The organism is Williamsia sp. Y853, assembly GCF_056786495.1.
Genome location: NZ_JBXCJC010000006.1, coordinates 46,143 through 62,455, shown reverse-complemented (window position 1 = coordinate 62,455; position 16,313 = coordinate 46,143). Strand labels below are relative to the sequence as shown.

General features: G+C 63.5%; 11 protein-coding genes. 8 read left to right on the top strand and 3 right to left on the bottom strand.

Going from position 1 to position 16,313, the window contains the following annotated elements; all coding sequences use genetic code 11:
• Window positions 1-3 precede the first annotated feature (3 nt).
• From AC1TPF_RS25985 to AC1TPF_RS25955, 7 genes are read left to right on the top strand one after another with little or no spacing between them, the layout of a single operon-like run.
• Window positions 4-1,305, top strand: coding sequence for an MlaD family protein (locus tag AC1TPF_RS25985; protein WP_482145738.1), 1,302 nt, complete (start codon window positions 4-6; stop codon window positions 1,303-1,305).
• Complete coding sequence (locus tag AC1TPF_RS25980; RefSeq protein WP_482145737.1) at window positions 1,302-2,321, top strand: MCE family protein; 1,020 nt, start codon at window positions 1,302-1,304, stop codon at window positions 2,319-2,321. The genes AC1TPF_RS25985 and AC1TPF_RS25980 overlap by 4 nt, the downstream gene beginning before the upstream one ends.
• Window positions 2,318-3,322, top strand: coding sequence for an MCE family protein (locus tag AC1TPF_RS25975; protein ID WP_482145736.1), 1,005 nt, complete (start codon window positions 2,318-2,320; stop codon window positions 3,320-3,322). The genes AC1TPF_RS25980 and AC1TPF_RS25975 overlap by 4 nt, the downstream gene beginning before the upstream one ends.
• Window positions 3,316-4,440, top strand: coding sequence for an MCE family protein (locus tag AC1TPF_RS25970; protein ID WP_482145735.1), 1,125 nt, complete (start codon window positions 3,316-3,318; stop codon window positions 4,438-4,440). The genes AC1TPF_RS25975 and AC1TPF_RS25970 overlap by 7 nt, the downstream gene beginning before the upstream one ends.
• Window positions 4,437-5,585: an MlaD family protein gene (locus AC1TPF_RS25965; protein ID WP_482145734.1), complete on the top strand. Its 1,149-nt coding sequence runs from the start codon at window positions 4,437-4,439 to the stop codon at window positions 5,583-5,585. Before AC1TPF_RS25970 ends, AC1TPF_RS25965 begins: the two co-directional genes overlap by 4 nt.
• A 10-nt stretch (window positions 5,586-5,595) precedes the next feature.
• Window positions 5,596-6,753: an MlaD family protein gene (locus tag AC1TPF_RS25960; RefSeq protein ID WP_482142096.1), complete on the top strand. Its 1,158-nt coding sequence runs from the start codon at window positions 5,596-5,598 to the stop codon at window positions 6,751-6,753.
• A 56-nt stretch (window positions 6,754-6,809) separates the two neighbouring features.
• Window positions 6,810-7,565, top strand: coding sequence for a hypothetical protein (locus tag AC1TPF_RS25955; RefSeq protein ID WP_482142097.1), 756 nt, complete (start codon window positions 6,810-6,812; stop codon window positions 7,563-7,565).
• 20 nt (window positions 7,566-7,585) lie between these two features.
• Here AC1TPF_RS25955 and treY read toward each other — a convergent pair whose 3' ends face one another.
• The 3 genes from treY to AC1TPF_RS25940 form a co-directional block, all read right to left on the bottom strand.
• The gene (gene treY / locus AC1TPF_RS25950; protein WP_482142098.1) at window positions 7,586-9,919 is read right to left on the bottom strand and encodes a malto-oligosyltrehalose synthase; all 2,334 of its coding nucleotides are present in this window, start codon (window positions 9,917-9,919) and stop codon (window positions 7,586-7,588) included.
• Window positions 9,919-12,453: a glycogen debranching protein GlgX gene (gene glgX, locus AC1TPF_RS25945; RefSeq protein WP_482142099.1), complete on the bottom strand. Its 2,535-nt coding sequence runs from the start codon at window positions 12,451-12,453 to the stop codon at window positions 9,919-9,921. The genes treY and glgX overlap by 1 nt, the downstream gene beginning before the upstream one ends.
• 94 nt (window positions 12,454-12,547) lie before the next feature.
• A complete protein-coding gene (locus AC1TPF_RS25940; RefSeq protein WP_482145733.1) occupies window positions 12,548-14,809 on the bottom strand; it encodes an acyltransferase family protein in 2,262 nt (753 codons plus the stop codon).
• Between the two features lie 145 nt (window positions 14,810-14,954).
• Between AC1TPF_RS25940 and AC1TPF_RS25935 the strand changes: the two genes are divergently transcribed.
• Entirely contained in the window at window positions 14,955-16,313 is a 1,359-nt protein-coding gene (locus AC1TPF_RS25935) for an adenosylmethionine--8-amino-7-oxononanoate transaminase (protein ID WP_482145732.1), read from the top strand.

Below are 16,313 nucleotides of genomic sequence, written 5' to 3'. Positions count from 1 at the left end.
GGCATGAAAGTCGACACAACCGGGCGGAACCCATCGGCGACGCAGTACCTTCTGCGCGGTGTCGCGTTCGTGATCGTCCTCATCCTGATCCTGGCGGTGCTCGCATTGCGGTACCAGGGGGCGTTCGACGAAAAGGTCGAAGTAACAGCCAGTCTCGAGGACATCGGGGACGGCCTGGTCAGCCAGGCGGATGTGCGTTACAACGGGCTCATTGTCGGTGTGGTCACCTCGATCGACGTCACCGACACCAGCTTGTCGGACGTGAACATCAACATCATTCCCGAACAGGCGCCGGGCATTCCGGCCAACGTGACCGCCCGGACGGTCCCGAGCAACCTCTTCGGGGTCAACTCGGTGGAGCTGATCCCGCCTGCCGACCCGAACGGTCATCTGTCGAGCGGGAGCAAGATCGTCGCGGACGAGTCCAAGGAGACCATCGCCCTGCAGTCGGTGCAGAACGAACTCCGCGAACTGTTCACCGCGGTACCGCCGGAGGAGATCGGTCGCGTCCTGGCGACGATCGCCGAGGCGCTGCGCGGTGGTGGCAATGTGTTCAGCGCATTTGTCGGCACCCTCAATCAGTACTGGGAACAGATCAATGCCCAGTTCCCTGACGGTGCGCCGCCGGGCTTCGACAACTTCAACGACTCCATGCAGGGAATCGAAGAGTCTACGCCCGCACTCCTCGACGCGATGGGGCGAGCGGTTGTGCCGTCGCTGACGATCATCGAGCGTCAGCGTGAACTCGTGAGCACCCTGACCGCCGCACAGGGCATGATCGACGGCCTGCAGACGCTGTTCGCGGCCAACGGAGATGGCGGAATCCGCATCGTCAACGACCTGAACATCATGACCGGAGCCATTGCCGTGGATGCCGACGCGCTGCCGCAGAGCCTGCGCGCACTCAACGTGCTTGCCGCCAAGGTGCTGACCGTGTTCACCGGCACCAACGGCAAACCCCTGCTCAACATCGGTGTCAGCTTCAGCCCGTTTCAGATGTACAAGCATCAGAACTGCCCGGTCTACGACGGCGGGGAATACGGCATCACCCGCGGGCCGGGCTGTACCGGACCCGGCACCGGTACCGGACCGACCAGTTCGGGTCCGCTGGCGATCACCCCCGCCGGCGCAACCACCTCCGATGCAACAACTGACACGAGCCCGGCGTCTGCGCCGGGTGTGGTCACCACCGCGACCGACAACAAGACACTGCAGGCCGCGCTGGACCGGGAGCCGTCGGCGGCCGACACGTTGATGCTGGGTCCGCTGGTGCAGTCCGTCCAGGTTCAGGGAGGTGGGAGATGAGTTATCGCAAGCCGTTGATCGGATTCAGTCTCTTTGCCGTCCTGGCGCTGGTGCTGACCTGGACGATCTGGTCGACGCTGGAGCGGTCGGTACCGGGGGAGACGAACAAGTACACCGCCCACTTCAACGACGTGGCCGGTCTGCACGAAGGTGATGACGTGCGGATGGCAGGCGTCCGGGTGGGCCGGGTGGCATCGATCGAGCTCGATCGCAACCGCGCCGAAGTGCAGTTCGAGGTCCAGAACGACCAGTCGGTCTTCACCAACACCCGCGCATCGATCAAATATCAGAATCTCATCGGACAGCGATACCTCGGCTTGGAACTGGTCGACGACTCCGAGCAGCAGCGGATGAAGGCGGGTTCGACGTTGCAGGAACCGTCGCAGGACTCGTTCGACGTGTCGGCTTTGCTGGCCGGGTTCCAACCGGTGTTCGACACCCTGGAACCGGAGCAGGTCAACGCGCTCTCGGAGAGTCTGGTCCAGACATTCCAGGGCAATGAGGTCTCACTGAGTTACACGATCGCCCAGATCGGCGAGGTGGCCTCCGACTTTGCCAACCGTGACCAGGTGATCGCCGCCATCATCACGAACCTCAGTGCGGTCATGGGAGATCTGAGCAAGCAGGGCGAACAGATGCAGGAGCTCGTGAACAATCTGGCCGGTCTGATCGAGGGGCTCAACGCCAACTCGCCCGCGCTGGGTGCCTCGGTCGACAGCATCGGCAGCGCCACCGACCGTCTCGGCGGGCTGCTCGGTCAGATCCGTCCGGATGTCGAATCGATCGGCAGCGGTCTGCGATCCACCACCAGCGAGCTGATCGGCGTCGGCGCCAAGCTCGACCAGCTGGCCATCGACCTGCCACTGTTCCTGGTGCATTTCCCGATGGTCATGGGTCAGGGCACTTACCTGAACATCTATGCCTGCGACCTGGATGTCTCCATCGGTGGGGTGTTGTTCCCGCCGGGATTGATCAGCCAGATCGGCGGCTCAGAACATTCGGTGGTGTGCCGATGAGCGTGTTCAGTCGCGATCGCATGCGAACGAGCTGGCGCAACAGCCGGTTCATCTGGCTTGGTGTCCTCGGTGCGGTGGCTTTGCTGGTTGTTGTGATGGCGACGTTTGTGTTGTCCGACTCCGGAATCGGCAAGCGCGAGTACACGGGCGACTTCTCGCAGGCCGGAGGTATTCGTACCGGTGACAAGGTTCGGGTGGCCGGTATCGATGTCGGTGAGGTGTCGTCGACCAAGCTGTCAGGCGACCACGTCAAGATCGGCATGGAGGTGGACAAGGACGTCGAGGTGATGGTGGACGGCTCGGCGGAGATCAAACTCTCGACGTTGCTGGGTCAGCGGTTCATCGACCTCAAGATCGGGGATTCGACCGAGCAGCTGAGCGGATCCCGCATCCCCAACACCCAGGTGCCCTACGACCTGCAGAAGACGATCGAGCGCGGCACGCCGGTCCTGGCAGGCATCAACGCCGGCGAACTCGCAGGCAGCGTCGACGCACTGAACAAACAGTTGGCCGATGCGCCAGGGGTCACCCGGCAGACGCTCGATGCGCTGACACAGATGTCGCAGGTGATCACCGACCGCACCGACCAGATCAACCTGCTGATCCAGGACACCGAGACGGTGACCGATGTGATCACCAGCAGCCAGTACCAGCTGTCGGTGATCGTCGGGCAGGGTCAGCTGCTGGCACAGAAGATCGCCACCCGGCAGGAAATGGTGATGCGCCTGCTCGACGGTGTTGCCGAGCTGTCGAACGAGATGGAGGCGCTGGCGGCGGAGAACAACAACGAGTTCGCGCCCCTGGTCATGAACCTGAACACGATCTCGGAAGGGATGGAGAAGAACCGGGACAACCTGCGGCATCTGCTCGAGGTGCTGCCGTTGACGGTGCGCTCGATCGCGAACACCACGGGATCGGGTCCGTACGCGATGGGCTATCTCCCGTGGGGTCTGTTCCCCGACAACTGGCTCTGCGCAGCGAATGTGGTGGCCGGATGCTGACTCGGACCGATACTCATCTGCTGGGGGTACAGGTGCGCCGCACTGTTGTCCTGATCGCGGTCCTGCTCACCACGGCCCTGGTGGGTACCGGTTGTTCGCTGATCCCTGAGGGTCTGAAACATGCTGCGGGACAGTCGATCAAGCTGACGGCCTACTTCGACAGCGTCGCGGGCCTGTATGTCGACAACGATGTCTCGGTGCTCGGGATGCCGGTGGGCCGGGTTCTGTCGATCACTCCGGAGGGCGAACACGTCAAGGTCGAGTTCACCGTCGACAATGACATCCCGATTCCCGCCGATGCCACCGCCGCGATCATCAACACCTCGTTGGTGACCACCCGGCACGTCGAGTTGTCGCCGCCGTATGTCGAAGGAGCGAAGCTCGAAGAAGGCGACACGCTGGCAAACGCGAAGTCGCCGGTGGAGATCGGCACGCTGTTCGACACCGTCGACAATCTGGTGCAAGAGTTCGCGTCCGACCCGGATGGCAACGGTCCACTCGGCGACATGTTGACGATCTCGGCCGGCATCTTCGGCGGCAACGGTGAGCGCATGAAGACCGCGATCGACGAGCTCAGCAAGTTCGCACAGGTCGGTGTCGACAACGGTGACGCCCTGGTCGAGGTGATCAAGAACATGTCGGAGCTGACCACGGCCCTGGTGGACAACTACCCGAAGATGACCGCATTCTCCGCGTCGCTCACCGAGGTGTCGCAGATGCTTGGCGACCAGTCGGTCGGCCTGCAGGCCACACTCGGAGCGCTCAACCAGACCCTCAACAACACCGCTACGTTCCTCGAGGCCAACACCAACACCCTCGGTGGTGCGATGGGCCGGCTGGCCGGACTGATCAGCAACCTGAGCGATTATTCGCGCCAACTGGTCGACACCATCGATGTTGCACCGTTGGCCTTCGAGAACCTGGCGAACTCCGTGTCGACGGAGCAACGGGCTTGGCGCGCACAGGTTCTGGTGGACAAGTCGCTGCTCGACAACGAGCTTCTCTCGACATTCTGTGAGGCGATCAATTTGCACGCTGACGGTTGCCGGACCGGCAAGTTGACCGGCTTCGGACCGGACCTCGGTGTGTTCTCGGCGCTGGTGGAGTTGAGCAGATGAGGAATGTGCAGCGCACCGGGCAGAAGCGGACCGGACAGAAGTGGACCGGACAACGACTGCGGGCGACCGTGATCGCCGGCCTGGCAGCAATGATGTTGTTGTCGGGTTGTGGTGCGATCCCGGGGCTGACCATCGAACAGCTCCCGATGCCCGCGCCGGGTGGCGTCGGCGACGGCTATGAGATCAAGGGATCCTTCGGCAACGCGCTCAACCTGCCGTCGCGGGCCAAGGTGAAGCTCAACGGCAACGACGTCGGACTGGTGGAGACGATCACCGCCAACAACTACCGGGCAAATGTCACCATGCGCGTTCGCAAGGACATCGAGCTGCCTGTCGGTACCGGCGCACAGCTGCGCCAGGCCACTCCGCTCGGCGACGTTTTCGTCGCGTTGCTCCCGCCGGCCGAGGCAACGTCGGCGGCGTTGATGGCGTCGGGCGACACACTGACCGGTGAGATGACCGAGGCCGCAACGGTGGAGGATCTGCTGGTGACCGCGACCGCGTTTGTCGACGGTGGTGCCATCAAGAATCTGACCGAGATCATCAACGAACTCTCTGATGCGATCGGCGGCAAGTCGGAGGATCTGACCGGTGTGATCCAGGGGCTGACCACCGGTGTCAGCCGTCTTGCGATGAACACCGAGGAGATCGACACCTCGCTCGAGTCGCTGAACGCGGTGACCACCGACCTGGCCGACGGCCGGAATCAGTTGGTGGCGTCGCTCGGCACGGTTGGCCCGGCATTGGACGTCGTCAACGGCCAGATCCCGTCGATCGTGACGACGATGAACAAGACCAAGGCGGTCACGGATGCGCTCAACGACTTCCTGGACAGCCAGAGTCAGAACACGGTCGAGCTGACGAACAATCTCGCCGTCGATGTCGAGGCCTTCGGTCGCGCCGCCGGTGAACTCGGTCCGCTGGCCGACAGGCTCAAGGTGCTGACCCCCAAGTGGGTCGATGCGACACCCGGTAGCGCGGCCACCGTGTCCGCGAGGGTCTGGTACCTGTCGCCGGGATTCGGATTCGATTCGCGCAGCAGGCTTCCCGAGATGGAGGATCTCACCAATGGTGTCAACAGCCTGGAACAGACTCTGACCAGGGTGCTGGCCCGGCTGACCGGTACCCGCGGATGTTGTGGGTGAGGGGACAGCGATGACAGCGTGGTTGCTGAAACACAAGATATTGCTCTCGAACCTTGCCCTGGTGCTCGTGATGTTCGTCGGCCTCGGCTATCTGAGTTTGGGGGTGCTGCGCTGGCGGCCGCTGGATGACACGTACGAGCTGACCGTGGAGTTCGCCAATTCCGGTGGCGTGCAGAGCACATCGGACGTGACGTTGCGCGGGGCCAGGGTCGGTGCGGTCGACCAGATCCGGACCACTCCGACCTCGGTCGAGGTGAAGGTCGTGATCGACTCCAAATACAAGATCAGCAAGGATTCGCACGTCGCCGCGCTCGGTTTGTCCGCCGTCGGTGAACAATACGTCGACTTCCAGCCGAGTACCGCTGACGGACCGTACTTTTCGAATGGTGACAAGATCTCGACCACACAGACGTCGTCGACGGTCGCATTCCCGAAACTGCTCGAGTCGTCGCTCGACGTGGTGCGGCAGATCGATGCAGAGAAGCTGCGCATCACCATCGACGAGCTCGACGTCGCGCTCGACAGCGGTGGTAAGAATCAGTTGCGTGCGCTGTTCAACAGCGGCGGCGTGATCTTTGCCGATCTCTATCGGGTACTCCCGGAAACGGTCACGTTGATCCAGAACACCGGAACGATCCTGGAGACGACGGCCGATATCCAGCCCGATCTGGGAACACTGACCACCGGGATGAGCGAACTGATCGATGCCCTGGCTGCCTCGGATGAGGAGTTGCGTACCTTCCTCGGCCGGGCGCCTGCGCAGCTGACAACCCTGGGCGGGTCGCTCAACCAGCTGACCGATCCGTTGTCGGGTGTGCTCACGCAGTTCCTCGACATCGCCGAGCAGGGCGCGTTGCGTGCTCCGGCCCTGGTGAATCTGTTCCCGGCGATCCGCGACGGGGCGATCACCGCGCAGTCGATGTTCCACGACGGCGCCTGGTGGGCTTACGGGTCGATCTATCCACGTCCGTACTGCGACTACCCGGTGTTGCCGGAACCGCCGACCGAAATCCTCGAGGCCTCGGTACCGGTCAACCTGTACTGCGTGACCGAGGATCAGACACAACAGATACGCGGGGCATCCAACGCGCCACGTCCGCCCGGTGATGACACCGCCGGTCCGCCACCGAATTTCGATCCGAATGCGCGTACCGCCCCGTTGGGCTGAGCTGCGAGAGCACCACGCGCCACCGTCCGACAATTGTTATGAGGTAGAAACGCCGTATGGCCGAGAACAACAAACCTGAAACCGAAGGCGAGCCCACCGAGGGTGTCTCGGTGAGCAAGAAGCCGACCGGGAAGCCGCGACGCAAAGCAGCAGGCTCCGAGGCCGACGTCCCGACAGTCGAAGCCGCGGTGCCGGGCCGCGTCGTGAGCGACTCGAATACCAAGGGCGGCAAGCAGATCACCATCAGCGTTGCGGTCGTCGGAAAAATTCTGGCAGGCGCGGTGGTTGTTGCCTTGTTGGGTGCCGTGATCTTCTTCGGCGTCAACTGGAAGTCGGACAAGGCCAAGCTCGATGCGGCATCGGATGCGAAGGCGGCGTCCAACTACTTCGTCACCCAACTGCTCGATTCGATGAACACCACCACCGCCGGTGAGTACGTCAATCGGATGTCGCCGTTGACCACCGGTGCATTCCGGGACAACCTGCTCAACGAGCGGGAGAAGACCCAGACCGACATCGCGTCGATGCAGCTGAAGATCACACCTGAGATCTGGTCGTCGGGTGTGGTGTCCAATACGACCGACACGGCAACCACTCTGGTGGTCGCCGAGATCACCGGCACCAGCAGTGTGGCGACCACCCCGGTCACCAACCTGGGCATGTTCCAGCTGACGCTGGAGAAGCACGACGGGAAATGGCTGGTATCCCAGATGGATCCGGGTCCGTCGAGCACCGGTGTTGATCCGAACGCCACCGCGCCCGCACCGACCACCGCGCCCGCTCCGGCCACCGCGCCCGCTCCCGCCGGCTGACCGGGAAGTACCCCCGAGAGTCAGATTCGTTCGAGGATCGCGACGGCGGTTCCGAAGCGCGCGATCTGCACGGTTCCGGACATGTCGCTGCCGGTGAGCAACTCTCGCCAGGTGCCGGGCGGAAGGTCGAGTGTTGTCTGCTTCCACAGGTGTTCGTCGAGACGCGCGGTCCAGCGGCATCCGACCATGATCACCGAGACGTCCGCGCCGGGCTCACTGCGTCCGAATGCGATGGCGTGTTCAGCTGCCGGGCCGTGCGCAGGCAGCGGGTGATAGTCGCCTGCGGTGAACACCTCGGGGCGTCGACGGCGCAATTGTGCTGCGGTGCGCACGATTGCGACTTTGGGGTGGTCAACGGATCGGCTGTAGTCGATCTGCCGTCGGTTGTCGGGATCAACCAGCGAATCGTCGAACCATTCGGTGCCCTGGTAGACGTCGGGGACTCCCGGCGTCAACATGGCCAGGGCCTTCTGCAGGAGAGCGTCGGATTCGGCATGCGAGCCGACCTCGCCGGTCAGGTCGGTCAGGTCTTTGGCACAGGGCCCGTCGAAGATGTTGTCGATCCACCCATGCACTGCCGACTCGAAGGTGGTGTTGACCTGGGTCCAGGTGGTGCCGACCGCACCTTCGCGGATGGCCTTTGTCGCGTAGTCATGGAAGCGGCCCCGCAGGTCATCGGTGATCACCCCGTCAATCGGCCAGATACCGAAAAGGTTCTGCCGCAGGAACAGTCCGGTGACTCCGTCGGGCGCCGGGTTGCGCGTCTGCGATCGATCCACCAATTCGGTCCAGCGCAGGGGGATCTGGGACAGCACGCCGATGCGGGCGCGGACGTCCTCGCTGCGTTTGGTGTCGTGTGTCGAGAGTGTGGTCAGCGCTCGGGGCCAGGCGGCGGCCCGTTCGACGTTGATGCGGTGGAACTCTTCGGTCGAATCGGCGAATGTCCCCGGATCGCCGCCGACCTCTTGCAGGGCCACCAGTCGGGCGGTTCGGTAGAAGAGGCAGTCCTCAACGCTTTTGGCGGTGACGGCGCCACAGACCTGCGCCAGACGTGCTCTCGCCTCGGCGTCGGAGTCGACGGCCGCACCGATGAGGTCGAACGCTGCACTCAACGCAGGTAGCCGTTGTTTTTTGGTGGCCAGTACAGACTCCAGTGTTCCGGCCAGGACCGGATAGTCGCTGCGGTACACGCCGAGGGAAGCGATGACCGCGCCGATCGCGGAGTCGAGGTCTTCAGCGGAGACCTCTGGGGTGACGGGTGATGTGGCGGCCGCGAACGCCAGGAGTGTGCGCCGGAGTCGGGCGCGTTCGGCGGGGAAGGTGTCGGACAGGATCGACAACTTCAGATGCCGTTCGGCGGCCTCGAGCCACCGGTGATCGCCGCGGTCGCCCGCGTACCGCTGATGGAGATCACCCAGTGGCTCTTCGCCATTCGGGTCGATGAGAACGGCTCCGACGGAACGCAACATCTCGTACCCGGTGGTGCCATCCACCGGCAACGACGGGTCGAGGGGTTCACCTTTGGAGAGGATCTTCTCGACCAGCAGGATGCGGTCCGGTCCGAGGTCGTCACGAAGGTTGCGCAGATACCCTTGCGGGTCTGCCAGACCGTCGGGATGATCAACCCGGATCCCGTCGACCAGGTCTTCGTCGATGAGTTGGCGGACCAGGGTGTGGGTGGCCGCATACACGGACGGATCTTCTTGCCGCAGTCCGGCGAGGCCGTTCACCGAGAAGAAGCGGCGATAGCCGATGACACCGATGTTCCACGGCACCAACCGATATGGCTGTTTGTCGTGCACCGCGACCGCTGATTCCGGCGCCTGTGGGTCGTAAGTTTCCGGAGCGAGTGGAAAGCGGTGTTCGTAGAACGCGAGTTCGGGCTCCGGGCCGGAGGCGTCGATCTCCAGGGCGTCGAGGTCGTCGGGTGAACCCAGAACCGGCAGAGCGATTTTGCCGTCGGCCCCGTTCTCCGACGACCAATCGATGTCGAAGTAGGACGCGTACTGCGAGTTCGCGCCCAGTTGTAGTACGTCCCACCACCACGGGTTCTGCCGCGGGTCCTCGACGCCGGTGTGGTTGGGCACGATATCGATGATCAACCCGATGCCGCGTCCGGCAGCGGCGCGACGCAAATCCCGCAGACCGTCGATGCCGCCGAGGGTGGGGGAGACCTCGGGAGGCGGCACCCAGTCGTAACCGTGCTCGGATCCCTCCTGGGCGGTCTGCACCGGCGACAGGTACAGATGGCTGATCCCCAGTGCCGCATAGTGATCGAGGTTTCCGGCGGCGTCGGCGAATGTGAAACCACTATTCAGCTGGAGACGGTAGGTGGCGGTGGGAGGCAGGATCATCAGTTCACCTTGCGCAGGACCAGCAACGACCTTCCGGTGACCAGGACGGGGGTTCCGGCCTTGGCGATGACGGCGCTGTCACCGAGGGGATGCGCGGTGTCGAGTACGCCCTCCCACTCGTTGGCGTAGAAGGTTGTGGGCAATCCGAACGCGATCGGCTCGTAGTGCGCGTTGAAGCACATCAGGAAGTCGTTGTCCTGGACGACGCGTCCACGAATGTCCTTCTCTCCGATGGCCGATCCGTTCAGGAACACCGCGAGGGACTTTCCGAAACCGCTGTCCCAATCCTCTTCGGTCATCTCGTGGCCCGATGGGGTGAGCCATGCGATGTCGCGAGGTTCGTCGCCGGAGCGGATGGGACGTCCGGCGAAGAACCTCCGACGACGGAACACCGGATGCTCTTTGCGGAGGTCGATCACCCGGGCAGTGAAATCGAGAAGCTCGGAATTCTTCTCTGCCAGAGCCCAATCCATCCAGGCCAGAGGATTGTCTTGGCAGTAGACGTTGTTGTTGCCCTGTTGCGTCCGGCCGATCTCATCGCCATGGGCGATCATCGGGGTGCCCTGACTGAGCATCAGGGTGGCCAGGATGTTCCGCTGCTGGCGAGCCCGCAGGGTTTCGATGACCGGATCATCGGTGGGACCTTCGACCCCACAGTTCCACGACCGGTTGTGACTCTCGCCGTCCCGGTTGTCCTCACCGTTGGCCTCGTTGTGTTTCTCGTTGTACGACACCAGATCACGCAACGTGAATCCGTCGTGTGCGGTGACGAAGTTGATGCTGGCGCTGGGGCGACGTCCGGTCGCCTCGTAGAGATCAGAGGAACCGGTGAGCCGGGACGCGAACTCGCCAAGGGTCGCCGGTTCGCCACGCCAGTAGTCGCGCACGGTGTCGCGGTACTTGCCGTTCCATTCGGTCCACAGGCCGGGGAAGTTACCGACCTGGTAGCCACCTTCGCCGATATCCCACGGCTCGGCGATGAGTTTGACCTGGCTGACCACCGGATCCTGTTGCACGAGATCAAAGAATGCCGACAACCTGTCCACATCGTGCAGTTCCCGGGCCAGGGTCGATGCGAGGTCGAAACGGAATCCGTCGACATGCATTTCGAGAACCCAGTACCGAAGGGAATCCATGATGAGCTGCAGGGTGTGTGGATGCCGGACATTGAGACTGTTACCTGTCCCGGTGTAATCCATGTAGGCCCAGGGCTCGTCGTCGACGATCCGATAGTAGGCGGCATTGTCGATGCCGCGGAAGGCGATGGTCGGTCCCATGTGATTGCCTTCGGCGGTGTGGTTATAGACCACATCGAGGATGACCTCGATACCCGCGTCGTGGAATGCCCGGACCATCGCCTTGAACTCGGGCACTGCGGCGCCGGCCCGCTTGTTCGACGCGTAGTCGGCGTGGGGAGCCAAGAACCCGAAACTGTTGTAGCCCCAGTAGTTTCGCAGGCCCTGATCAAGTAGCGTCTGGTCCTGCAGGAACTGATGCACCGGCATCAGTTCGATGGCCGTGACACCGAGCTTCGTCAGGTGGTCGATGATCGCCGGATGCGCCAGCCCCGCATAGGTTCCGCGGAGTTGTTCCGGGACCTCGGGATGCGTGGCGGTCATGCCCTTGACATGGGCCTCGTAGATGACGGTCTCGTAGTACGGACGGTTGGGCGCGCGGTCATGCTGCCAGTCGAAGAATGGGTTGATCACGACCGAGGTCATGGTGTGTCCCAACGAATCCAGGCGCGGAGGTTCTCCGAACAATGGGTCGGGCTGCTCGGGATCCGCTTCTGCCTCGGGCTCGGCCCCGGCGTCCTCCGCTTCGGTCTCGGTGACCGTGGTTGCCACCACCGCGACGTCGGTGAGATCGTCGGATTCGCTCGAGAGTTCGGCCGCGGTGTCGGCGACCGGGACCTCGACCTCACTGGCGGCCATTGCCTCGGCGACGGATTCATCTGTTGCCGAAGTGGTTTCGTCGCCTGTCGACTCCCCGGACGATGGTTCGGAAACAGCCGGATCGGAAGCAGGCGGTTCGGGAGCAGGGGGATCGAGAGCGATCGGATACGAGTACAGCGACGCATCGCCGTCGAACTCTCCGTGAAACGACTTGCCGTAGGGGTCGACGAGGAGCTTCGACGGGTCACATCGCAAACCCTGCCGGGGATCGTAAGGTCCGTGGATGCGGTAACCGTATCGCTGTCCGGGAGAGATCGTGGCCAGGTATGCGTGCCAGACGTAGCCGTCGACCTCTTCGAGTTCGATGCGCGTCTCCGTGCCGTCTTTGCTGATCAGACACAGCTCGACCTTAGTCGCCACCTCGGAGAACAGTGAGAAGTTCGTTCCGGTGCCGTCGAACGTGGCGCCGAGCGGGTAGGCCGTACCCGGCCACACCATGAGTTCTTCGACCTCTTCGGTCACGGCGGCGCTGCTCTGCGCCGGCACCGCAGTCGGCGTGTCCGATTCTGGCGTACTCACCTCGGTGGGTACTTCGTCACCGGCGTCCTCCGTGAGCGCACCACCGTCAGGCGTCGTCATCTGCACTCTCGATTACTCATGTCCAAGACCCTACTGGGACGCGGGCCGGGCGGCATTCGGAGCGGGGCGTGGCACCGTGGCCGCAATCTGCTGGTTACGTCCAGGGTAGGGCGGCCTGCATCTGACGCTGCAATTCCGGGATCAGGCTACGGATGAAGGTGGCACTGAGGTGGTGCCAATCCTTGTAGACGGTGATGTTTCCGACAACGGCGGGACATGTTGTGTCGTCGCACAATCCCGCGGTGATATCGAGCGGATGCAGATTCGGGTAGTCGGGCACCACGTCAAGCGCCGGATCGGTAGGCGCCAATGCCCACGCGCGGGACGTACTGCAGTCGTCGTTGGAGCTCTTCGACAGGCAGTCCGGGGTGTTGATGGCTCCGTCATCGTTGTGCGGCCAGGGGGTGTCGCGGATGCCCAGGACCGGGATGTCGGCGGCGGCGAACTGGGCGAAGATCGGCAGGTAGTCGTCGGGGACCCAGTCGCCGGGATCGTTGTCTTTGGGTCGGGTCGAGTTTGTGAACACCGCATCGGGTCGGTCGGCGATGATCATCGGCATCACCTTGTCCACCCACGCGCGGCACTGCGGGTAGGGGACTCCGGACTGCTTCGGTTCTGCTTCGGCCGTCAGCGGGCAGCCCATCTTCAGGTAGGTCCTGACCTTGAAATGGTTCTGCTTGCCGAGGATGTCGAGCGCGGTGATCCACATCTCGGCATGGGAACCGCCTGCCAGTGCAATTGTTTTGGTGGCCTGCAGATCTCCGTACTCACCGATGTGGACGTCGCCGTCGTCGAAGTCGCTGATGTCGCCGTTGAACGAGGTTGCGGGCAAGTCCATCACCACTGCCAGTGGCGAGGGCTGCGGGTCCACGTGGGGTACCGGGACACCGTCGAGGAGCGCACCGGCGCCGGGGTAGACGCGAGGATCGAGGTTGGTGGTGTCGACGGTCAGATTGGTGGCGTGGCTCTCCCACGCCTTGAACCCGGTAGTCATCACGATGGCGCCGACCAGAAGGAGGCTGCCGGTAATCGTCGAATAGTTCAGCAGGCGTCCACGCCACGGGCGCACGGGCGTGGCATGGGCCGGCTGATGGTGCCGCGACGCCGTCCCTTCGTGCAATGGGCCGTCTTTATCAACACCTTGGCCGGCTCCGGCCCCGCGTACGGGTCCGTGAGCGGACACCGAACGTGGTGCCCGCAGGGGTTCTTCGATATACCGCTTTGTCAGCCAGGCCAACGCGATCGAGAGCGCTATCAAGACGGTGCCCTCGACGATCGATGCGTCGTTCTTGTCGCGCCAGGTCAGATAGAAGATGAGCAGCGGCCAGTGCCACAGGTACAGCGCGTACGAGATCGAGCCGAGCCAGACCATCTGCCTGCCGGCCAGTGCATTGCTGACCGCGGGCCGTTCGACCGATGAGCCACGTCTGACGGCGTTGTTGCCGGACCAGATGATCGCCAGAGTGGACAGCACCGGAACCAGGGCCCACGGTCCGGGATACTGCTCGACACCGACGATCCACCAGCCGCAGCTGATGATCAGGCCGAGCGCGACGATCGCCACCAGGTTGCGGATCGCGTTGGGGACACGCCACTTCGGCATCCACACGGCGAGCAGGCCACCGGCCAGCGGCTCCCAGGCGCGCGAGATGGTGTCGTAGTAGTTGAACTGCTGGTTCACGCCCATCCGCATGTGTGCCCAGTAGAACGACACCGCGGCGACGCCGAGGATCGCCAGACCGATGACCACCCGGATCACCGTCGGGTCGGCAAGCTTCTTGAACCCGGACCGCACCAGCAACTTGATGGCACCGGCAAATGCGAGCGCGGTGAGCATCGTGACCACGAAGAACTGACCCTGCACCGACATCGACCACAGGTGCTGCAACGGACTGTTGGCCGAGCTTGCCGCGGTGTAGTCCTGGGAATTGAAGGCCAGGAACCAGTTCTGGTAGTAGAACAGGCTCGCGATGACCTCGCGTCCGGTGGCGAGCCACCGGGTTTCCGGGAAGATCAGCAGCGTCCCGAGGCTGATGACGATCAGGATCGCCACCAGAGCGGGCAGGAGCCGCCGGGCCAGGCGCGTCAGACGTTGGACCGGATTGACGGTCTTCCACAACGTGGTCCGCTCGTCCTGGCTGACGATGGTGTGCCGCAGCAGCGAGCCGACGAAGAAATAGCCCGAGAGGGTCAGGAAGACGTCGACGCCACCGGAGACCCGGCCGAACCAGATGTGAAAGCAGGCCACGAGGACGATCGCGAGGCCACGGAGTCCGTCGAGGTCGGTCCGGTAGATCGGCACCGTGTCGGGGGGAACCGTGGAGGTCCGCGTGTCAACGCTGGGCGTGGCAGTCAATGGTCTGGTGTCTCATTTGTTCGGGGTCTGCCGCGTGATCGGTCGGATCGCAGCAATTCGTTGGGCTGTCCAGCCACGTAATGTACCTGCCTTAGATCAGAATCCCGGGCTCAGATCCACCGCGCGCCCTCACTAGTGTGGATCCGTGCCCACGTTTCCTGAAGCTTCGAACGAATCGGCTGCGCGCTCCGCAGCGGAGATCAGCAGGCTCGATTCCGAACTGATCTGGCATCCGTACGGCACGATGCCGCATCCGGAGCCGGTCCCGCGGGTGGTGCGCTCGGCCGAAGGCGTGCGTTTGACGTTCGCCGACGGGACCACGGTGGTCGACGGGATGAGTTCGTGGTGGGCGGCGATCCACGGCTACCGCAATCCGGTGCTCGACAACGCTGCGCGCACTCAACTCGACTCGATGGCGCACGTGATGTTCGGTGGTCTGACGCATGAGCCCGCGGCCCGGTTGGCCGAGCTGCTGGTGGAGATGACCCCCGAAACATTGCGCACCGTGTTCTTCTCGGATTCGGGATCCGTATCCGTCGAGGTCGCCGTGAAGATGGCCCTGCAGTACTGGCGGGCTCGGGGCACAACAAGTCGAAACAGGCTCCTGACCTGGCGCGGCGGCTATCACGGCGACACGTTCACACCGATGAGCGTCTGCGATCCCGAAGGTGGGATGCATTCGCTGTGGACCGACGTCCTGACCCGGCAGGTCTTTGCGCCTGCGCCGCCGGTCGATTACGAGGCCGACTACGTCGGTGAGTTCGAAGAGCTGGTGATCGCGCATCGGGACGAGCTGGCCGCGGTCATCGTGGAACCGGTGGTGCAGGGTGCCGGAGGGATGCGTTTCCACGACCCCCGATACCTCGTCGAGCTCCGCCGAATCTGCGACGAGCAGGGGGTGCTGCTCATCTTCGATGAGATCGCCACCGGATTCGGGCGGACCGGAGAACTGTTCGCCGCCGACCACGTGGGTGTCTCGCCCGACATCATGTGCGTCGGGAAAGCGCTGACGGGCGGCTATGTGTCGATGGCAGCAACTCTGTGCACACGTGAGATTGCCGACACCATCTCGGGTTCGGCCGTCGGAGTGCTCGCGCACGGCCCGACATTCATGGCCAATCCGTTGGCGTCGGCCATTGCGGTCGCCTCGACCGAACTGTTGCTCGAATCGCCATGGCGCGATCGGGTCGCCCGGATATCGGCGGCTCTGGCAACCGGGCTGGCGCCGCTGTCGGAGCTGCCAGGGGTGCGGGAAGTGCGCGTCCTCGGCGCCATCGGGGTGGTGCAACTCGACGACCCGGTCGACATGGCCGTTGCGACGGATGCTGCCGTGGATGCGGGCGTCTGGCTGCGACCTTTCCGCGACCTCGTCTACACGATGCCTCCATATATCTGCACCGAAGCGGACATCGACACACTGATCGGTGGTGTGAATGCGTCCGTACGTGCCGCGGTGGCGGGCCATGCCACCACTTCCGGCTCTATGAGAGGCTTCTCACAGTGA

Coding starts and splice junctions, on each gene's coding strand:
- AC1TPF_RS25955 (WP_482142097.1), top strand. CDS start 6,810: ATGGCCGAGAACAACAAACCTGAAACCGAAGGCGAGCCCACCGAGGGT.
- AC1TPF_RS25975 (WP_482145736.1), top strand. CDS start 2,318: ATGAGCGTGTTCAGTCGCGATCGCATGCGAACGAGCTGGCGCAACAGC.
- glgX (WP_482142099.1), bottom strand. CDS start 12,453: ATGACGACGCCTGACGGTGGTGCGCTCACGGAGGACGCCGGTGACGAA.
- AC1TPF_RS25970 (WP_482145735.1), top strand. CDS start 3,316: ATGCTGACTCGGACCGATACTCATCTGCTGGGGGTACAGGTGCGCCGC.
- AC1TPF_RS25960 (WP_482142096.1), top strand. CDS start 5,596: ATGACAGCGTGGTTGCTGAAACACAAGATATTGCTCTCGAACCTTGCC.
- AC1TPF_RS25965 (WP_482145734.1), top strand. CDS start 4,437: ATGAGGAATGTGCAGCGCACCGGGCAGAAGCGGACCGGACAGAAGTGG.
- treY (WP_482142098.1), bottom strand. CDS start 9,919: ATGATCCTGCCTCCCACCGCCACCTACCGTCTCCAGCTGAATAGTGGT.
- AC1TPF_RS25985 (WP_482145738.1), top strand. CDS start 4: ATGAAAGTCGACACAACCGGGCGGAACCCATCGGCGACGCAGTACCTT.
- AC1TPF_RS25980 (WP_482145737.1), top strand. CDS start 1,302: ATGAGTTATCGCAAGCCGTTGATCGGATTCAGTCTCTTTGCCGTCCTG.